Source organism: Pseudomonas arvensis (assembly GCF_056688935.1).
Window position 1 is genome coordinate 4668674 of sequence record NZ_CP162038.1, and the last position, 19759, is coordinate 4688432.

A 19759-nucleotide genomic window follows, 5' to 3' on the forward strand; every position below is an offset into this window, starting at 1 on the left:
AATTCCTTAGGCTCAGAGGCGTTCGATAATCGTGGCGATGCCCATGCCACCGCCAACACACAGGGTGGCCAGGCCGTAGCGCTGCTGGCGCACTTCAAGCTCGTCGAGCAAGGTGCCAAGGATCGCGCAGCCCGTTGCCCCCAACGGATGGCCCATGGCGATGGAACCGCCGTTGACGTTGACCCGTGCAGCATCAATGCCCATGTCCTTGATGAACTTGAGCACCACTGAGGCAAAGGCTTCGTTGACCTCGAACAGATCGATGTCTTCCACGCGCAAACCGGCCTTGGCCAGGGCTTTTCGGGTGGCTGGCGCGGGGCCGGTGAGCATGATGGTGGGGTCGGTGCTGGTGACCGCCGTGGCGACAATGCGCGCCCGGGGTTGCAGGCCCAACTCGCGGCCCTTCGCTTCGGAGCCGATCAACATCAGTGCGGCGCCATCGACGATGCCGGAGCTGTTACCTGGAGTATGTACGTGGTTGATGCGCTCTACCTGGCTGTAGACCCGCAGTGCAGTAGCGTCGAAGCCCATCTGCCCCATCATCTCGAAGCTGGGCTTAAGCTTGCCCAGACCTTCAAGCGTCGAGTCGCCACGGATAAATTCGTCATGGCCCAGCAGCACAATCCCATTCTGGTCCTGCACTGCAATCAGCGACTTGCTGAAGGAACCGTCGGCACTTGCCCTGGCCGCTTTCTGCTGGGACTGTAGGGCAAAGGTATCGACGTCTTCGCGACTGAATCCCTCCAAGGTGGCGATCAGGTCCGCGCCGATGCCTTGGGGCGTGAAGTGACTGTGCAGATTGGTCTGCGGGTCCAGCACCCAGGCACCGCCATCACTGCCCATGGGCACGCGGGACATGGACTCCACACCGCCGACCACGACCAGATCCTCAAAGCCGGAGCGCACTTTCATCGCGCCCAGGTTGACTGCTTCCAGGCCCGAGGCGCAGAAACGGTTGACCTGTACGCCCGCGACGCTGACGGCCCAGTCCGCCACCAGGGCAGCCGTCTTGGCGATGTCCGCGCCTTGGTCGCCCACCGGGGTTACGCAGCCGAGCACGATGTCATCGACTTGCTGGGTATCGAGGTCGCTGCGTTGCGCCAACGCCGTGAGCAAACCCGCCACCAGGTTTACCGGCTTGACGCTGTGCAGGGCGCCGTCGGCCTTGCCCTTGCCTCGGGGCGTGCGGATCGCATCAAAGATCAAAGCTTGGGTCATGACATCCTCGAACCATTACGCAGTAGTGCCCTTACCTTAGGCCCGATTGACACGGTTTCAATGACGGATGCGCTCATTGCTTTTGACCCCCACGCTCGGACGAACGGTAGGCCCCTAAGTGCCGAAGCCGATTAATCGTTTTAGCTGTCTAGCCAAGGCATTGGCGCCAAGATGGCGTTCTGCCTCATGCGCTTTTAAGCAGAAATACTGATTAGCTGATATGAAATGGATCTAAGCCGCGAAGAACGAGGGCTCTAAGGTTCAATCAGTAAGAGGTTGCTGCCGGGTTTTGCTGGAGCAGCTGTAAGAAAAGTGACACGTCAAAGCGCCATACTGAAATAAAACGGCACGTATTTGACGCTCAGGAATAACAACAAAAGGCAGTCAGCCATGTTCAAGCACTCGAAAGTACGTCAGGCGGGACTTATTCTTTTCGCCACCACACTGATTCTGATCTTGCCCAACTTGACCAAGGTCATTGGGTAACCTCCTTATCCTCCGCATTTTTTGCATCAGGATTGCAGCTTTTGGCAGCACCCGCCGGGACTTCGTGCATAGCGCCCCCGTTGCAGGGGCTGCCTTTTTACGGGCGTTTTTCCGGTATCGTGAGCCCTATCGCCACTTAACACGGGGCCTCTGTCTTGAAACCGATCATCGCACTCCTGGCCTTGCTGCTCGCCCTCCCCGCTGCTGCGGCGCAATTGACCATCGAGTTGGACCACAGCCGCAAGACCTGGCAGACCGCCGACTTGCTCAAACACCCGGATGCGCAGATGGTGCAAATCATCGATGACGTGTCCTACAAACGCAGCATGACCTATCGTGCAGTGCCGCTGGCGGTGCTCCTACCAGGCCTTACACCGCAGAGCCATCTGCAAGCGGTTGCCCTGGATGGCTTCGCTGCCGAACTCAGCGCCGCACCGCTGCTGGAACAGCACGGCGCCCGCGCCTGGCTTGCGGTGGAAGACCCCGCCCAACCGTGGCCCGCCCTGGGCGAAGGCAAACACAGCGCCGGGCCGTTTTACCTGGTGTGGACCGACCCGCAAGCCGGGCCTATCAGCCCTGAGCAGTGGCCGTTCCAAGTCTCGGCGATCAAACAATTAAAGACCGTGGCGGAGCGGTTTCCGGCGCTGTTGCCCGACCCGAAACTGGCAGCGAATGATCCCATCAACCAGGGCTTTGCACTGTTCCAGAAAAACTGCCTGGCCTGTCACCGCCTCAATGGCGCGGGCGATGCGCAGGTGGGTCCGGATCTGAATATTCCCTACAGCCCTACGGAATATTTCAGCGCAGATTTCCTCAAGCGCTATATCCGTGACCCACAGAGCTTGAGGCATTGGCCACAGGCGAAGATGCCAGCTTTCGCTGCCAGCGTGTTGCCTGACAGCGAGCTGGATTTATTGGTGGGCTATTTGAAGCATATGGCGAGCCGTAAGCAGCCGTGAAGCAAGTGAACTGGCTGGTTAGGTTGAGCGAGCAGTTTGTGGTGAGTAGGCTTCTGTGGTGAGCGGGCTTGCCCCGCGCTGGGCTGCGAAGCAGCCCCAATAAAAGCAGAATGCGGTGTGCCAGACATTACGCAGCGGATGGTTTTGGGGCTGCTTCGCACCCCAGCGCGGGGCAAGCCCGCTCACCACAGAAGCCTGCTCACCACAGAAGCCCGTTCACCATAGAGGCCGGTCACCACCGAAACCGCTATCAACTTGTCGCTTACTGCTGCTGTACGGACACCAGCGGCGTCGGCGCCACAAACACTTTGGCATGCATTTGCTCATGCCCGCCGCCACGGCGCATGCCTCGAACCGGGCACGCATCCAGGTAATCCAGGCCGACCGCCAGTTTGAGATGCCGCTCCGGGCGCGCCAGTTGGTTGGTCACGTCGAAGCTGTACCAGGCGTCATCCAGCCAGGCTTCGGCCCAGGCGTGGCTGGCCAGGTGCGTGCTGTCTTCGGTGTACAAATACCCCGACACATACCGCGCCGGAATCCCGAGGCTGCGCGCGCAGGCCAGGAACGCGTGGGTATGGTCCTGGCACACGCCCGCAGCACCAGCAAAGGCCTCGGCGGCGCAGGTGTCGACTTCGGTGACACCCGGCGTGTAGACCATCGCCTGGTGGAGCGCGTGCATCAGGTCGATCAACGCCGTGCGGTCGCGACGCTGGTGACAATGCTGCGCGGCAAAGCCACGCAAGGCTTCATCCGGCTCGGTCAGGCGGGTGCAACGCAGGAACGGGAACGCCGACTGACTCTCGTGCTCGGCCTCGCGTAATTCGTCGATATCCACCTGGCCACGGGCGCCGATGATGATGGCGTCGTGGGGTTCGTCCAGGGTCAGCACATGCAGGATGTTGCCGAAGGGGTCGACCTGGGCACGCACCGGGCGCGGCAGGTCGAGTTGCCAACTGAGCACATGCTGACGCTCGCTGTCATGGGGCGTCAGGCGCAGATACTGGATGCTGGCGCGCACCTGGTCGTCATAGTGGTAGGTGGTTTCGTGACTGATGGAGAGTCTCATGCAGCCTCCAGGTAGGAACCGTAGATGGCGTCGCCCAACTGGCGGACCAAGGGGATAAAGTCGGTCAGCCAGGCGTGCAGGCCTTCCTCAAGGATTTCATCGATGGCCGTAAAGCGCAGGCGGGCATCCATCTCGGCGGCCAAGCGCTGGGCCGGTCGACCGTTGAGGCCAGGCAGGCTGGCGAGGATCTGGTCGATTTCCTCGCTGCACGCCCGCAGTGAGCGCGGCACATCGGCGCGCAACAGCAGCAACTCCGCCACTTGCCGGGCGCCGGGAGCATCGCGATAAATCTCGGTGTAGGCCTCGAACGACGACAACGCCCGCAGCAAGGCGCTCCATTGATAGTAAGCGTGGGCCGTGCCATCGGTGACGGCTTCGGCACGGTCGCCGGCCATTTCATAGCGCGCATCGAGTAACCGCAATGTGTTGTCGGCGCGCTCGATAAAGGTGCCCAGCCGAATGAAACGGAAAGCATCGTTACGCATGATGGTGCCGTAGGTCGCGCCCCGAAACAGATGGGAGCGTTCCTTGACCCACTCACAGAAGCGACTCATGCCATAGCGACTCAGGCCTTGCTGGGCGATATCGCGGATATCCAGCCAGGTGGCGTTGATGTTTTCCCACATGTCGGCGGTGATTCGCCCACGCACCGCGTGGGCACTGGCTCGCGCCGCGCCGAGGCAGCTATAGATGCTCGCCGGGTTGGCCGCGTCCAGGGCAAAGAAGTGCAGCAAGTGCTCAGCGTGCAATTCACCGTGGCGCTCGCGGTAATCCTCCAGGGTGCCGGTGATCAGCAGCGGCATGGCCAGTTCGTGCAAGCCATCGCCGCGCCCATCCTGAGGCATCAGCGACAGCGAATAGCTGACATCGAGCATGCGCGCGAGGTTTTCGGCGCGCTCCAGATAGCGCGACATCCAATACAAATCCGAGGCAGTTCTACTCAACATGGCATTCAGTCCTCAACCACCCAGGTGTCTTTGGTGCCGCCGCCCTGGGACGAGTTGACCACCAGCGAACCTTCGCGCAGCGCCACGCGGGTCAAGCCGCCGGGTACCACGCGGGTTTCTTTGCCGGACAATACAAACGGGCGCAGGTCGATATGGCGCGGGGCGATGCCGTTTTCGACAAAGGTCGGGCAGGTGGATAAACACAGGGTCGGCTGGGCGATATAGGCATGGGGCTTGGCCTTGATGCGCGCACGAAATGCTTCGATTTCCGCCGCCGTCGACGCAGGGCCGACCAGCATGCCGTAGCCGCCCGAGCCTTGTGTTTCCTTGACCACCAGGTCCGGCAGGTTAGCCAGCACGTGGGACAATTCGTCAGGCTTGCGGCACTGGAACGTAGGAACGTTCTTCAGGATGGGTTCTTCATCCAGGTAAAAACGGATCATCTCGGTGACGAAGGGGTACACCGACTTGTCATCCGCCACCCCAGTGCCGATGGCGTTGGCCAGCACCACGTTGCCGCAGCGATAGGCCGCCAGCAGGCCGGGCACACCGAGCATGGAGTCCGGGTTGAAGGCCAGCGGGTCGAGGAACGCGTCATCAAGACGGCGATAGATCACGTCTACCGCCTTGGGGCCGTCGGTGGTGCGCATGAAGACGCGGTCATCGCGCACGAACAGGTCGGCACCTTCTACCAGCTCTACGCCCATTTCCCGGGCGAGAAACGCATGTTCAAAGAACGCACTGTTGAAGCGCCCCGGCGTCAGCACCACCACGCTGGGGTTATCCAGTGGGCTGGAGCTTTTCAGGGTGTCGAGCAACAGGTTGGGGTAATGGTCGATGGGCGCAATGCGCTGGGCGGCGAACAGTTCGGGGAACAGGCGCATCATCATCTTGCGGTCTTCGAGCATGTAGCTGACGCCGCTCGGTGTGCGTAGGTTGTCCTCCAGCACGTAGTAGGTGCCGTCACCATCGCGTACGAGGTCGACTCCGGAGACGTGGGAATAAAGATCGCGGTGCAGGTCCAAGCCCTGCATCGCCAACTGATATTGCTCGTTGGCCAATACCTGTTCGGCCGGGATGATGCCGGCCTTGACGATGCGTTGTTCGTGGTACAGGTCGGCAAGGAACATGTTCAGCGCCTTGACCCGTTGAATGCAGCCGCGCTCGACAATTTGCCATTCACTGGCGGGGATACTGCGGGGAATGGTATCGAAGGGAATCAGGCGTTCGGTGCCCTGCTCGTCCCCATAGAGCGTGAACGTGATCCCGGCGCGGTGAAACAGCAAATCGGCTTCACGCCGGCGCTGGGCCAGCAGTTCTGCGGGGGTTTCGGCCAACCAGCGGGCGAACTCGCGGTAATGGGGGCGGACCTGCCCTGCCCCGTCGTACATTTCGTCGTAATAAGTGCGGATCATGCCGTACTCCTTGTCACCCGGACGCAAGAACCATCGCAAGGCCCGTGCCAGCGGCATAAACACTTAAAAAACAGTGAGTTAAATATAAGCGAACAGCTGACCGCACCGTCCTGGTGCGCGGAATGCCCGTCGCATTGCTGCACGCTTCATCGCAATGCAGGCTTTGCCTATCAACAGCATAGTCAGAGTTGATTTCACTGCCCGGCCAAGCCTGCGGATAATCGCCTCCATCAGCTGAACAGGATGTGTCCTACAGCTTTAACCCTTACGCACTCGGTACCGTGACAGCTCGTGTACCGACCGGCTCCTCGGTCTTCCCTTTCAGCCACCCACTTTGGGTGGCTTTTTTTTGTGCACGAAAAGGCAGCTCAAGTTCCGGGAGTTTTCATACAGCGCACACAAAATCGGCCGACCCTAAGGTCAGCCGATACGCTGCGTTACTCATACAATCTCGCTACATGGGTAACCCACGCACCTCCTGCTTGACGCCCCATCCTTCGATAATCCCGCCCAACGGCTCGACCACCGCCTCAAAGTCTTGCTCGAAGTCTCCTATGCCGTCGTAGGTGGCGAACATGATTTTGCTCAGTTCCAGGTACCAGGCGCCATCATCGCGCGCACTGACCTGGGCATTCAGGGATTCTCCACGAAACTCACCCGCAGCCCTGCGCGCCCGTTCCTCATCCGGGAAAATGGCGTAGAACTCGATGGGGTGGAAACGTGAAAAGTCGAAGCCGCCTTCTTTCATGCGGCGCAGAACGTTGGTGCTGATGTCTTCTTGATAGGCTGTGCTCATGAAACGTCCTCCTCAAACCGATGGATAGACTTTCCGTGCTTCCCCAATCCGCGCCTGGCTGGCGCGGAATCTATGGCAATGAAACAAGTCACTGAGGGAAAACAAGCATGTAGCTGACAAGACCAGACCTTAGCGATTCATTCGCTGATCTCTCTTGCAGAGTAGCGCGAAGCTACCACCTCCACCAGAGGCGGTTGGATGGCATACAAGGAATATTCAGGCGGCGGGGGAAATGTCGAGGATCTGGATGCTGTTCTGGTCTTTCAGGATCTTGACCGTAGGCTCGGGCTGGCGGCCCTCAAGGTCATTGAGGTCGAGTTCGGCGGCGACGGGCACCAGCTTGCTGCGGATCATGTGCGCAGCATCTTCGAGGCTGGGCTTTTGTTCGCAGGTGAACTGCTCCACGGACGTTTCGCCGTGATCATCAACGAAGGTAATTTGCCACGTTTGCATCGGTGCCTCCTCGATAAAGCCCGTGTGTGGGCTCACATCTATCTGGACCTTGAGGGATCGCCAAACGTTCCACTCAAGGTCACAGGCACCGGATCAACTGCGCTTACTTCTCGGCGTGATCCTTGAGGGCTTTCAAGGTGTTGAACGGCGCATCCACCACGAACTTGTTGGCCAGCCACGATGGCACGCTGCCGCCTGGCTCGGTGTGGACCTGATACGTAACTTCGGTCTGGTTGTCGCCTTTGGGCACCAGTTTCCAGAAGCCTTCAACCTGGGCCACACGCACGTAGCCTTTTTCTTCCGGCTTGTAGGTCGGTACGCCCTCCAACTTGCGCGTTACACTGCCATCTGCATCCTTGGTGGTGGTGACATGGATATACGAATCGCGATCGGTCACCGGGAACGGCGCCTTGAATTGAGTATAGGTCCAAGCCTCATCGCCTTTCTTGTCCACCAGCTTCTGGGATTTGCACTCGTGAATCCACGAACAGGCACCGGCCACATCTTCCTGCAGCGCCTGGATCCTGGCCACGGGCGCCTTGATCACCGTCACACCGCGATAGGCCTTGTACTTGGAGCCAGCGACTTCGCTTAACGACACCTTGATACCGTCTTCATCCTTGGCGACTTGCCAATCCTCAGCCTGCGCAGTAGCCGCGAACAACACCGTAAACCCGCACAGCACAGCCATTCGTTTCAGCGAACCCATTGTTGTATTCCTTATTGTTGACGTTGCGATAGTAAAGCCCATCAAGCCGCCGTCATCTGCTCCCACCAGCCGATCAACCGGATCGCATCGGCCTGGTCGGTGCCGCAGACATCGATATCCGCCTTGAAATCACTGCACACCGCCGGACGCTCCGGTTGGCCGAACAGTTGGCACAGCTGTTCGACCGATAGGTGCAGGCAGCGTTCGCCCGCCGGTTTGCCATGGGGCATTCCGGGTAACGGCGAACTGATGGAGGGGGCGATGCAGCATGCGCCACAGCCTTCACGGCAATTCATGACCAGCAGGTCCTCGACGACTCAATGGGGATGGCCGGGCTAGACTACGCCCTTAAACAGCCGTTTTAAAATGGTCTAACAGGGGTTTTTCGCACAAAACAAACATGACTGACCAGTCTGCGACAGATGGTCGGTGGCCTGCGTCACGTCTGTGGGAAAAGTTTACTGCTTGAACTCGAATTCCAGCGCAGCACCTTCCACGTCACGGCGTTCTTCGTTGCGCAGTTGCAGTTTCATCTCGTTACTGAGCAAACGGCCGTTGATCTGGAACGCACTGTTGTCGGTGGGCTTTTCGCCAAACATCGGCGGCAGCAACGGCACGCTCTGGGGCTTGGGCATCGTACCGAGGGGTTGCAGGTGCCTGACCATGTCCGATGGCAGTGTCAGGTCCAACTGTGCCGGTGGCAATTTGGTTTGCGCGACCTCTTGGGCCGACTTGGATTTTTTCGCCTTCGCGGCACGTTTTTTCGCCGTGGCGGTTTGCTTCTTGGTAGCGGCGGCTGGCTTGGCAGCGCTTGGCTTTTTCGCGGGAGTGTTCTGCTCGGTCGTGGCAGCAGGCTTGTTTTCAGTCACAGGTGCCGCCGCCAGCACTGTGCTGACGTTGCACAGGCTCAACAGGCCAATCACCAAAGCAGCGCGAACAATCGAGGTCATAGTGCCTACAGCATTAACGGCAGAGGGCCATATGCTCGCTTGTTGTGCGCGGCATGACAAGCCCGGTGACTAGCCCGCTATCGGAGTTGTCCCCTTTCTGCGCCTCAAAGTCCTGCTGCGGTTTCCTGACACAACTGGCTGGCCAACATCCCCAGCGTCATCAGCGCCCGCTCTGCCTCGCGGTTCCACGGCGTGCCGCAGTTAAGGCGAATACAGTGGTTGAACTGTTCGGTGTTACTGAAGATCAACCCCGGCGCAATGCTGATGCCCTGCTGCAGGGCGCGCACGTGCAGTTCCTGGGTATTGACCCGGCCGGGCAAACTGACCCACAGGATAAAACCGCCGGTCGGACGGGTCATCTGGGTGCCTTCGGGAAAATACTGCTGCACTGCCAGTTGGAAGGCGCTGAGGTTCTTGCGGTATTCCTGGCGGATATAGCGCAGGTGCCGGTCGTAGCCGCCGTTCTCCAGGTACGCCGCCACGCCCATCTGGGTGACGCTGCACGCCGAATGGGTGCTGAACATTTGCAGACGCTGGATTTCCTGCTGGTACTTGCCGGCGATCATCCAGCCGATGCGCACACCCGGCGACAACGTCTTGGAGAAGCTGGAGCAATAGATGACCCGGTCCAGGCGGTCGTAGGCCTTGAGGGCCTTGGTGCGACCGATTTCGAACATCAGCTCGCCGTAGATATCGTCCTCGACAATCTGAATGTCGAAATCCGAGGCCAGGCGCAGCAACTGTTTCTGCCGCTCCTCGGGCATGGTGCCACCCAATGGGTTGCTCAGGCGCGTGGTCAGCACCAACGCTTTGATCGACCATTGGTTGGCGGCGAGTTGCAGGGCTTCCAGGCTCATGCCGGTGGACGGATCGCTGGGGATCTCAATGACTTTGAGGCCCAGCAAGTCGGCCAGTTGCAACAAGCCGTAATACGTCGGTGATTCCGCTGCAATCAAATCGCCAGGGCGCGTCAGCACGCGCAAAGACATCTGCAAAGCATCGACGCAACCGTGGGTGATGACCACCTCGGACGGGTCCACCACAACGCCTGCATCACGCATGCGGATCGCCACTTGGCGGCGCAGCGGTTCAAACCCCGGGCTGAACATATAGCTGAACGCGCGAGGGCTCTGGAACCGCGTGACCTTGGCCAGTTGCTGGTGCAGCGCGCGCACCGGCAAGTAGTCGACACTCGGCACGGCGGCACCCAGCGGGAACACACCTTCGCGGCGCGACTCGCCCAATACCTGCTGGATGATGCTGCTGCGCGTAACCAACCCCGGGCGCTCGACCCGTGCAATATCCGGCGTCGGCGCCGTGAGGGCCGGCGTCTGGTGCACGTAGTAGCCGGACTGCGGCCGCGCCCGGATCAGCCCCTGGTCTTCCAGGTTGGCGTAAGCCTGCAAGACCGTGGCGTGGCTCACATTGAGCTGGGAGCTCATCTTGCGCACCGAAGGCACACGCTCACCCGGCTGATAGACACCGCGTCGGATGTCCTCAGCCAGTTGCTGGGCGATACGTTGGTAAAGCAACAGATTGGTCATGACGCAGCACTCGATTTCACGGGTATTTTATTTTTGTGTGAAACATACCGGCACAGTTTAGAAGTGTACGGGGACAGTTGCCACAATAGTCGAGCGCGCGCGGGAGTGACAGTAAAAACTGTAAGGGTGGCGGATAGAGTTTTCAGGTGTGTGCAGCGCTTTAGCGCGCGGCGCCCAGTTGGCCTTTCTCGTCAGAGAAGACTATTTCAACACGACGATTCTGCGCCCTGCCCCGCTCGGAAGCATTGGCTTCCACCGGGTACTGGTCGCCATAGCCTTCTACCTGGATGCGTTTTTCATCGATCCCCAGGTCCACCAGCACATCGGCTACCGACTGCGCACGGTCGCGGGACAGTTTGAGGTTTTCCTGCTGGCCGCCGGTATTGTCCGCATAACCCTCGATGCGCACTACGCGCTTGGGGTTCAGTTGCAAGAACTGCACGATCTTCAGCACAGTGCGGTTGGCCGAGTTTTTCAGCTCCGCCTCGCCGGTATCGAACAGCACGTCGCCCAAGGTCATCACCAAACCGCGATCGGTCTGAGTGGTGGTCAGGCTGGCGATTTGCTCTTCAAGCCATTTGCCCTGTTGCTGCACGCTGATCAGCTTGCTTTCTCGCAGGGCCAATTGCAGGCGCTGGCGTTCCAGTTCGAGCTTGGCGGCGCGTTCTTCGTTGAGTGTCTGCTCAGTGTGCTCACGGGCGATGGCACTGTATCGCTGGCTCAGGTAAGCGTAATGCACCACGTCTGCGCCGCTGCCCCAGTAGCTGGACAAACGGTCGGCGCGAGCCAGGGACTCACCGGCACGAATCACGTCCTTGGGCGCGATGCGCAGCACGTTGGCGTCTTCCTTGACCTTCTGGAAATCGCTGCCGGCCTGTTGCAAGGCGTGCTCGCCATTCGGATGACTGGCGCAACCGCCCAAGACTGCACTGCCCAGCAACACGGCACAGCCCAACCCACGGATCATCCGGCTCATTGGGCTTCTCCCAACTGCAATTGCTTGCGCAGGCGCGTGATGCGGGTGTTAAGCACGTTAAGTTGCTCCTGGCTCTTGCGGGTCAGCACCTGGGCTTCGGCCAGGCGCGCGTCCAACTCGGCCTGCTCGGCCTGCATGCGCGCGTCCTTGTAGGACTCGTCGGCCATGTCGGCCTTGGCCTGGGCGAATTTGTCTTCGGCCAGTTTCAGTTCGGCGGATTCATCGGCGCTGGCGCCCACCGCATTGGCTTGCTCCAGGGCTTGCTGGGTAAGGCGAATCTGTTCATTCGGCGCAGGATCGGCCGCACATCCCGCCAGAGCGACAACGGCGAGGGCCGCGAAAAAAGGTCGAAGAGTCACTGAAAATCCCTACTTTGTTGGGGTGCCCACGGGTTGTTGCAATTGCGCTTTCCAACGCTCCAGATTGCGCTGCAGCGCGGCTTGCGCCACACCAGACCCGGGCAATTCTGTCATCTTTTTGGTGAGCTGTCCGCGTAACCAAGGATCATTGCAGGCCGAGTTGTGGGAAATCGCCAGGTACAGGCCCGGCTGGTCGACAGGCATATCACGGGCGATCAGGTCGTTGCTCATGCCCAGTGTCTGGGCCATGGCCATGCCGGAGTAACGTCCGGCCAGCACGTAGTCCACTTCCCCCAACAGCAGTTTCTGGAACGCCGGAGTCAACGTTGGCAGACGCTGCAAGGTCAGTTGCTCGCTGGCAAAGATTTCAAATCCGGCACTCAAACGTGAACGTTCCGACACTGCACCCTTGTGCCCGTGCAGGTCGGCAGCCGTGGTGTAGACCAGTGCCGAATCCTTGCGCGTCCAGACCAGATAATCAGTCTGCACCAACGCCGGGTGGATGTAGTCGAGGTTGTCCAGCTCGCCAAGGTTCAGCGGCGTATCCGCGAGGATATCCATGCGACCGCTGCGCACCTCGTCCAGGGCCAGGGAGCGTTTGCCGCCATAGAGCAGGTCGATTTTCAACCCGAGGTCCTTGGCCACATATTGCAGCACGTCAGCGGTGGCGCCGATCAAGTGCGTGGGGTCTTGGGGGTCACGCCATAGCAACGGCGGTGCGTCAGGGCTGCCGGTGATGACCAGGCGCTCACATTTGCCGGCGGCCAGGGTCAGGCTCGGCAGCAGCGACAGGCCCAGCAGCACGGCCCAAGGGCGCAGTTCCATGGCGGTTTCTCCGATATTCACAAAAAGCCGGGCAAAAAAAACCCGGTCACACGACCGGGCTCTTTATAAGTGAAGCGGCTGGATTAGACCAGCTTCTCCAACTCAGGTACGGCTTCGAACAAGTCCGCCACCAGGCCATAATCAGCCACCTGGAAGATCGGTGCTTCTTCGTCCTTGTTGATCGCAACGATCACTTTGGAATCTTTCATACCGGCCAAGTGCTGGATCGCGCCGGAGATACCGACCGCGATGTACAGCTGTGGCGCAACGATTTTGCCGGTCTGGCCGACCTGCATGTCGTTGGGTACGAAACCTGCGTCGACGGCAGCGCGGGAAGCGCCGACCGCAGCGCCCAGCTTGTCGGCCAGGGCGTACAGGTGCTTGAAGTTGTCACCGTTCTGCATGCCACGTCCGCCCGAAACGACGATCTTGGCAGCGGTCAGCTCAGGACGGTCCGACTTGGCCAGCTCTTCGCCGACAAAGCTGGAGGTGCCAGCGTCGTGTGCAGCAGCGACGGCTTCAACGGCAGCCGAACCACCTTCAGCGGCAACCGGATCGAAACCGGTGGCGCGCACGGTGATGACTTTGATGGCAGCGGTCGATTGCACGGTGGCAATGGCGTTACCGGCATAGATCGGGCGCTTGAAGGTGTCGGCGCTTTCAACCGAAACGATCTCGGAGATCTGGTCAACGTCCAGCTGCGCGGCAACGCGTGGCAGGATGTTTTTGCCGTTGGAGGTGGCGGCGGCCAGGATGTGGCTGTAGCCAGCGCCGAGCTCTGCAACCAATGGCGCAACATTCTCCGGCAGCTGATGCGCGTAAGCGGCGTTGTCAGCGTTCAGTACTTTGCTCACACCAGCAATCTTCGCAGCGGCTTCAGCCACGGCGCCAGCGCCTTGGCCTGCAACCAGAACGTGGATGTCGCCGCCGATTTTGGCAGCAGCAGCCACGGTGTTCAGCGTGGCCGGGGCCAGCACTTTGTTGTCGTGTTCGGCGATTACCAAGATAGTCATGATCAGGCTCCTAAGCTCAAAGCACCTTCGCTTCGTTTTTCAGTTTCTCGACCAGTTCAGCCACCGACTTGACCTTGATGCCCGCGCTGCGTGCAGCCGGCGCTTCGACTTTGACGGTCTTGTTGGTAGAGGCGGTGGAAACGCCCAAAGCGTCCGGAGTCAGCACTTCAAGAGGCTTCTTCTTGGCTTTCATGATGTTTGGCAGGGACGCGTAGCGCGGCTCGTTCAAACGCAGGTCGGTGGTGACGATGGCCGGCAGTTTCAGGGAAACCGTCTGTGCACCGCCGTCGATTTCGCGGGTCACGGCAACGCTGTCGCCGCTCACTTCCACTTTGGAAGCGAAGGTGCCCTGGCCGTAACCGGTCAGTGCAGCCAGCATCTGGCCAGTCTGGTTGTTGTCGCTGTCGATGGCTTGTTTGCCGAGGATCACCAGCGAAGGCTGTTCCTTGTCGACAACGGCCTTGAGCAACTTGGCCACGGCCAGGGAGGTCAGCTCTTCAGCGGACTCAACCAGCACGGCGCGGTCGGCGCCCAGTGCCAGAGCGGTACGCAGTTGCTCCTGGGCAGTGGTCGGGCCGATGGAAACCACGACGATTTCAGTCGCCACGCCTTTCTCTTTCAGGCGTACGGCTTCTTCCACGGCGATTTCACAGAAAGGGTTCATCGACATCTTGACGTTAGCAAGATCGACGCCGGAATTGTCCGCCTTGACGCGAACTTTCACGTTGTAATCGACAACGCGTTTGACAGCTACAAGAACCTTCATGGATTCCTCGTTACTCTCCGGTGAAAAGAAAGTCGCCTAGGCGAACCTGGCGGTTGATGCTCATCGGCACACAAGGGCACCTCCAAAAACCTGGACAAATGACCTTGCTCACGGGAAATGATGACCGTTCGTCAGTGGTGACTGAGAGGTCATTCTTTATCGCGGCGTGTAAACTGCGCGCCGGTGCTCGGGCGTGCGTCACCTGTTTCGCTTTTGGACGTGCTCTTGAAACCTGCTGTCTGCCTACGGTAAGCGCAAAACCGACCGTATATTGACCGGAACGCCTATTCTGGTCAATACGGCAAAATGGTCAGTCATAAGCCGCGTTGCTTTGATTTACCTAGCCTGCGGGCAATTCAAACAAACGTTTGTATTGGACGCTGACAGTGGTCTATATATAATGCGCCACCTAGAGAGAAAGGCGAGTCTTGCCGTTGCCGCAAGACGACACCGAACCTCCACCCATTAGAAAAAAAGCCTGTTGAGCCTTGAGTAGGAGATAGCCTGTGGAACGCGAATACATGGAATTCGACGTGGTCATCGTCGGCGCTGGCCCGGCTGGCCTGTCCGCCGCCTGCCGACTGAAGCAGAAGGCCGCCGAAGCCGGTAAGGAAATCAGCGTCTGCGTGGTCGAGAAAGGCTCCGAAGTCGGCGCACACATCCTCTCCGGTGCCGTGTTTGAACCGCGCGCCCTGAACGAACTGTTCCCGGACTGGAAAGCACTCGGCGCCCCGCTCAACACTCCTGTGGTGCGCGACGACATCTATGTACTGCGCAGCCCCGAAGCCTCCACCAAGGTCCCTGACTTCTTTGTGCCCAAGACCATGCACAACGAAGGCAACTACATCATCTCCCTCGGCAACCTGTGCCGCTGGCTCGCCCAGCAGGCCGAGAACCTGGGCGTGGAAGTCTACCCAGGCTTCGCCGCCCAGGAAGCGCTGTTCGACGAGAACGGCGTGGTGCGCGGGATCATCACCGGTGACCTCGGCGTCGACCGCGAAGGCAATCCCAAAGAAGGCGTCTACACCCCCGGTATGGAACTGCGTGGCAAGTACACGCTGTTCGCCGAAGGCTGCCGTGGCCATATCGGCAAGCAACTGATCCAGCGCTTCAACCTGGACAGCGACGCCGACGCCCAGCACTACGGCATCGGCCTCAAGGAAATCTGGGAAATCGACCCGGCCAAGCACCAGCCAGGCCTGGTGGTCCACACCGCCGGTTGGCCGCTGGACATCATGAGCAACGAGAACACCGGCGGCTCCTTCCTTTATCACCTGGAAAACAACCAGGTGGTCGTGGGCCTGATCGTCGACCTGTCCTACAGCAACACCTTCCTGTCGCCGTTCGATGAGTTCCAGCGCCTCAAGCATCACCCGGTGCTGGCCCAGTACCTGGAAGGCGGCAAGCGCATCAGCTACGGCGCACGTGCGCTGGCCAAGGGCGGCATCAACTCGTTGCCGAAAATGGTCTTCAAGGGCGGCGCGCTGATCGGCTGCGACCTGGGCACCATGAACGTGGCCAAGATCAAAGGCAGCCACACCGCCATGAAGTCCGGCATGCTCGCCGCCGACGCCGTGGCCGAGCGCCTGTTCGCCGAGTCCGAAGGCGGTGACGAACTGACCAACTACGTCGACGGTTTCAAAGCCAGCTGGCTCTACGAAGAACTGTTCGCCACCCGTAACTTCGGCCCGGCGATGCACAAGTTCGGCCCGATCATCGGCGCCGGCTTCAACTGGTTCGACCAGAACATCCTCGGCGGCAAAATGCCGTTCACCCTGCACGACACCAAGCCGGACTACGCCTGCCTCAAGCTGGCCAAGGACAGCACGAAGATCGACTACCCAAAACCCGACGGCAAGCTGAGCTTCGACAAGCTGAGCTCGGTGTTCATCTCCGGTACCAACCACGAAGAAGAGCAGCCGTGCCACTTGAAGCTCAAGGACCCGAGCATCCCGATCGGCACCAACCTGCCGCTCTACGATGAACCGGCGCAGCGCTACTGCCCGGCCGGTGTGTATGAAGTGATCACCAAGGAAGACGGCGAGAAACGCTTCCAGATCAACGCCCAGAACTGCGTGCACTGCAAGACCTGTGACATCAAGGACCCTTCGCAGAACATCACCTGGGTCACGCCGGAAGGCGCAGGTGGGCCGACTTACCCGAACATGTAAGACGGTTGCCAGAAACACAAAAAGCCAACGCCCCAGCGCGTTGGCTTTTTTGTTTGCGTCAGCTCAGCAGGTAAACCGGAAAGCATTCACACAGGTGCATCACCCGGCGCCGGGTATTCTCAAGCAGCGTCGGGTTGTTCGGTTGCTCCAACAGGTCGGCGATCAAATTCGCGACTTCCGCACACTCAGCCTCCCCAAAACCCCGCGTCGTCAGCGCCGGGGTGCCGATACGGATGCCGCTGGTGATCGCCGGTTTTTGTGGGTCGTTGGGGATCGCATTCTTGTTCAGTGTGATGTGCGCACTCTCCAGCAACGCCTCGGCATCCTTGCCGGTGATGTCCATCGCACGCAAGTCGAGCAGGAACATGTGGCAATCGGTACCCCCGGAGACCACGCGCAAACCACGGCGAGTGAGGATATCGGCCATGGTGCGGGCGTTGTCGATCACCCGTTGCTGGTAATGCTTGAACCCCTCGCTCAGCGCCTCGTTGAACGCCACGGCCTTGGCCGCGATGACATGCATCAGCGGCCCGCCCTGATAGACCGGGAAGATGGTCTTATCGAGCAGCGCCGCGTATTGCGCCTTGGCCAGGATCAGCCCACCCCGCGGGCCGCGCAGGGTTTTGTGGGTGGTCGAGGTGATGAAGTCGGCAATCCCCACCGGCGATGGGTACAGCCCCGCCGCGATCAAGCCTGCGTAGTGCGCCATGTCCACCATCAGGTAGGCGCCAACTTCATCGCAAATCTTGCGAAAGCGCTGGAAATCGAGGGTGCGTGAATAGGCGGAGGCCCCGGCGATGATCATCTTCGGTTTGTGTTGCCGGGCCAGGGCTTCCATTTCGGCGTAGTCCAGGGTCTCGGTGTCCGGGTCCAGGCCGTAGGAAAACGCCTGGTAGAACTTGCCCGAAAAATTCACCGAGGCGCCATGAGTCAAGTGACCGCCGTGGGCCAGGGACATCCCCAGAATGGTGTCTCCAGGCTCCAGCACTGCAAGGAACACCGCCTGGTTGGCCTGCGACCCGGAATGCGGCTGAACGTTGACGTATTCGCAATTGAACAGCTTGCGGGCGCGTTCGATGGCCAGGTTTTCAATCTCGTCGACCACCTTGCAACCGCCGTAATAGCGCTTGCCCGGATAGCCCTCGGCGTACTTGTTGGTGAGCACCGAGCCCTGGGCCTGGAGCACTTCGTCGCTCACATAGTTTTCTGAAGCGATCAGCTCCAGGTGGGTTTCCTGGCGATTGCGTTCACGGTCGATCAGGCGGGCAACGGCGGGGTCGAAATTTTGCAGGCTCATGATGAGGTTCCTAGGTCAGCAGGTCGGCCAGGGGCTGGGATTGCAAGCGTGTCTGGCCCCTGGTCGAGTTGGAGAGAAAAATCGAGGTGTCTTTCAAACCGCTGCCGGTGATCAGGATCACGGCGGTCTGCGGGGTATCAGGGTGGGCTTCGGCGTACTTGAGCAGCCCGGCGAAGGCACTGGCGGCGCCGGCTTCGGGAAACACACCGGTGCTGGCGGCCAAGCGGGACGCCGCCGCGACAATGCTCGGGTCGCTGACGCACATGAACTCGCCGCCGCTGGCCGTGACGGCGCGCATGGCTTTGAGACGATCACGCGGCAAGGCCACATTGATGCTGCTGGCCAGGCTTGTCGGCGCAATGCGTTCTATCTGCTGCATCGGCCGCTCACTGCGCCAGGCCCGGTACATAAAGTTGCTGTGCTCGGCCTGCACGCCGATCAAGCGCGGGATGCGCTCGATCCAGCCCAGTTGCAGCAGGTCGTAGAACCCCTTGTAGACCGAACCGAGAATGCAGCCATTGCCGACCGGCACGAACACCAGGTCCGGCACCTGCCAATTGAGTTGCTCGCACATCTCGAAGGCGACGGTTTTCTTGCCTTCGCTCATGTAGGAGTTGATCCCGGTGGTGCGGTTGTACCAGCCGTGGGTTTCGCAGGCGTCGAGGCATTGGTCGAAGGCTTCGTCGTATTGGCCGTCCACCAACACAATCTCGGCGCCATAGCCCTGCATCTGCGCGAGCTTTTCGCGGGGTGCACTTTTTGGCAGGTAAATCACGTTATGCAGGCCCAGGCTCGCACTCATCCCGGCCAGGGCCGAGGCGGCGTTGCCGGTACTGGCCACCGCCACGGTGCGCGCGCCGGACTGCAAGGCATGGGCCACCGCCAGGGCGCTGGCGCGGTCTTTCAGCGAGCCGGTGGGTTGGCGGGATTCATCCTTGATAAAGACCTTGATCTGCGCGCCCCTGCCGAGCAGTTCCGGGCGCGAATAAAGCGGCGTGTTCCCCACCAGTAGCGGCGGAATGAACTGCGTCGAACGCAACGGCATCAGCCGGTCATAGCGCCACATGCCACGGGCGTGGTCTTGGGCCAGGCTGTCCTTGGACCATTCGCGCTTGAGCGTCGAGTAATCGTAAAGCGCATCGAGGGCACCTTCGGTTTTGCAATGGGGGCAGTAGTAACTGACCTCATGCGGCTGGTAGCTGCGATCGCAGACCAGGCACTGCAACACATATTCGCTGTACGAATGCTTCATGGCCAAGCCCCTGAAAATACGCGGTGCGGGTGCTTTTGCTGCCGACGTCGGCCCATTGCTGCGGACCGACGGGCACTGCACGCGGAGAGTGGGCTTCAGACCACCATGATGGCGTCGATGGCGACCAGGGTATTGCGCGCCAGGGCGCTGGCACCGGCGGTGGTGCGCGCCGGGTATGGCTGGGTGAAGTACTCCTCCATCACTCGGTTGAGGGTCGGGAACTCGCTCAAGTCCGTGATGAATGCGGTGACCTTGACCACGTTCGCCAGGGTACCGCCTGCGGCTTCGGCCATTTGTTGCAGATTGTCCAGGGTCTGACGCAATTGGCCTTCGAAGTCATGGGCCAGTACCTCGTTGTTCAGCGCCGAGACCGGGGTCTGTGCCGACAGGTAGATGGTTTGCCCGTGACTGACCTTGATCCCTTGGGAATACGTGCCCAGGGGCAGCGGCGCCTTGTCGGTGAAGATCACGTTTTCTTCGCCCAGGAAAGGCTTGGCGACGGACTGGAGTTGAGCGTTGGTCTGCATGGTGACGTTCCTTGTGAAGTGGGTGAAGGG

General features: G+C 60.2%; 20 protein-coding genes. 2 read left to right on the forward strand and 18 right to left on the reverse strand.

Features of this window, described 5'->3' with window-relative positions:
- Window positions 1–12 precede the first annotated feature (12 nt).
- Entirely contained in the window at window positions 13–1218 is a 1206-nt protein-coding gene (locus AB3G88_RS21055) for an acetyl-CoA C-acetyltransferase (protein WP_112196480.1), read from the reverse strand.
- Between the two features lie 641 nt (window positions 1219–1859).
- On the opposite strand from AB3G88_RS21055, the gene AB3G88_RS21060 reads away from it, so the two are divergent.
- Entirely contained in the window at window positions 1860–2663 is an 804-nt protein-coding gene (locus AB3G88_RS21060) for a c-type cytochrome (RefSeq protein WP_099582739.1), read from the forward strand.
- 262 nt (window positions 2664–2925) lie between these two features.
- Here the strand turns inward: AB3G88_RS21060 and AB3G88_RS21065 are convergent, their stop codons facing one another.
- From AB3G88_RS21065 to AB3G88_RS21130, 14 genes are all read right to left on the reverse strand, one after another.
- Window positions 2926–3729: a transglutaminase family protein gene (locus tag AB3G88_RS21065; protein WP_099582740.1), complete on the reverse strand. Its 804-nt coding sequence runs from the start codon at window positions 3727–3729 to the stop codon at window positions 2926–2928.
- Complete coding sequence (locus AB3G88_RS21070; RefSeq protein ID WP_480451528.1) at window positions 3726–4676, reverse strand: alpha-E domain-containing protein; 951 nt, start codon at window positions 4674–4676, stop codon at window positions 3726–3728. The genes AB3G88_RS21065 and AB3G88_RS21070 overlap by 4 nt, the downstream gene beginning before the upstream one ends.
- Before the next feature lie 5 nt (window positions 4677–4681).
- Window positions 4682–6091: a circularly permuted type 2 ATP-grasp protein gene (locus tag AB3G88_RS21075; RefSeq protein WP_400527785.1), complete on the reverse strand. Its 1410-nt coding sequence runs from the start codon at window positions 6089–6091 to the stop codon at window positions 4682–4684.
- Between the two features lie 454 nt (window positions 6092–6545).
- Window positions 6546–6887: a ribonuclease E inhibitor RraB gene (locus tag AB3G88_RS21080; protein WP_015885395.1), complete on the reverse strand. Its 342-nt coding sequence runs from the start codon at window positions 6885–6887 to the stop codon at window positions 6546–6548.
- A gap of 216 nt (window positions 6888–7103) precedes the next feature.
- On the reverse strand, window positions 7104–7340 hold the full coding sequence (locus AB3G88_RS21085; protein ID WP_099582742.1) for a hypothetical protein: 237 nt from the start codon (window positions 7338–7340) through the stop codon (window positions 7104–7106).
- A 103-nt stretch (window positions 7341–7443) separates the two neighbouring features.
- On the reverse strand, window positions 7444–8049 hold the full coding sequence (locus AB3G88_RS21090; RefSeq protein ID WP_480451530.1) for an START domain-containing protein: 606 nt from the start codon (window positions 8047–8049) through the stop codon (window positions 7444–7446).
- A 41-nt stretch (window positions 8050–8090) separates the two neighbouring features.
- On the reverse strand, window positions 8091–8345 hold the full coding sequence (locus AB3G88_RS21095; protein WP_032887441.1) for a YkgJ family cysteine cluster protein: 255 nt from the start codon (window positions 8343–8345) through the stop codon (window positions 8091–8093).
- Between the two features lie 162 nt (window positions 8346–8507).
- Window positions 8508–8999, reverse strand: a complete 492-nt coding sequence (locus AB3G88_RS21100; protein WP_191947624.1) for a translation initiation factor 2 — start codon at window positions 8997–8999, stop codon at window positions 8508–8510.
- 104 nt (window positions 9000–9103) lie between these two features.
- Window positions 9104–10543 (reverse strand): aminotransferase-like domain-containing protein, encoded by a 1440-nt coding sequence (locus AB3G88_RS21105; RefSeq protein ID WP_099582745.1) that lies wholly within the window; start codon window positions 10541–10543, stop codon window positions 9104–9106.
- A gap of 160 nt (window positions 10544–10703) precedes the next feature.
- Window positions 10704–11519, reverse strand: coding sequence for an OmpA family protein (locus AB3G88_RS21110; RefSeq protein ID WP_099582746.1), 816 nt, complete (start codon window positions 11517–11519; stop codon window positions 10704–10706).
- Entirely contained in the window at window positions 11516–11878 is a 363-nt protein-coding gene (locus AB3G88_RS21115; RefSeq protein WP_099582747.1) for a DUF4398 domain-containing protein, read from the reverse strand. Before AB3G88_RS21115 ends, AB3G88_RS21110 begins: the two co-directional genes overlap by 4 nt.
- A 9-nt stretch (window positions 11879–11887) precedes the next feature.
- Window positions 11888–12703 (reverse strand): substrate-binding periplasmic protein, encoded by an 816-nt coding sequence (locus AB3G88_RS21120; RefSeq protein ID WP_480451533.1) that lies wholly within the window; start codon window positions 12701–12703, stop codon window positions 11888–11890.
- An 83-nt stretch (window positions 12704–12786) separates the two neighbouring features.
- Window positions 12787–13716, reverse strand: a complete 930-nt coding sequence (locus AB3G88_RS21125) for an electron transfer flavoprotein subunit alpha/FixB family protein (RefSeq protein ID WP_112196485.1) — start codon at window positions 13714–13716, stop codon at window positions 12787–12789.
- A 16-nt stretch (window positions 13717–13732) separates the two neighbouring features.
- Window positions 13733–14482 carry an electron transfer flavoprotein subunit beta/FixA family protein gene (locus AB3G88_RS21130; protein WP_191947623.1) on the reverse strand — a complete coding sequence of 250 codons (750 nt, stop codon included), beginning with the start codon at window positions 14480–14482 and terminating at the stop codon, window positions 13733–13735.
- 506 nt (window positions 14483–14988) lie between these two features.
- Between AB3G88_RS21130 and AB3G88_RS21135 the strand changes: the two genes are divergently transcribed.
- Window positions 14989–16653 carry an electron transfer flavoprotein-ubiquinone oxidoreductase gene (locus AB3G88_RS21135; protein WP_099582751.1) on the forward strand — a complete coding sequence of 555 codons (1665 nt, stop codon included), beginning with the start codon at window positions 14989–14991 and terminating at the stop codon, window positions 16651–16653.
- Window positions 16654–16711: 58 nt separating this feature from the next.
- Here AB3G88_RS21135 and glyA read toward each other — a convergent pair whose 3' ends face one another.
- The 3 genes from glyA to AB3G88_RS21150 form a co-directional block, all read right to left on the reverse strand.
- Complete coding sequence (glyA, locus tag AB3G88_RS21140) at window positions 16712–17950, reverse strand: serine hydroxymethyltransferase (protein WP_122306179.1); 1239 nt, start codon at window positions 17948–17950, stop codon at window positions 16712–16714.
- A gap of 10 nt (window positions 17951–17960) precedes the next feature.
- A complete protein-coding gene (thrC, locus tag AB3G88_RS21145) occupies window positions 17961–19202 on the reverse strand; it encodes a threonine synthase (protein WP_099582753.1) in 1242 nt (413 codons plus the stop codon).
- Window positions 19203–19297: 95 nt separating this feature from the next.
- The gene (locus AB3G88_RS21150) at window positions 19298–19729 is read right to left on the reverse strand and encodes a Rid family detoxifying hydrolase (protein ID WP_112196487.1); all 432 of its coding nucleotides are present in this window, start codon (window positions 19727–19729) and stop codon (window positions 19298–19300) included.
- Window positions 19730–19759 lie beyond the last annotated feature (30 nt).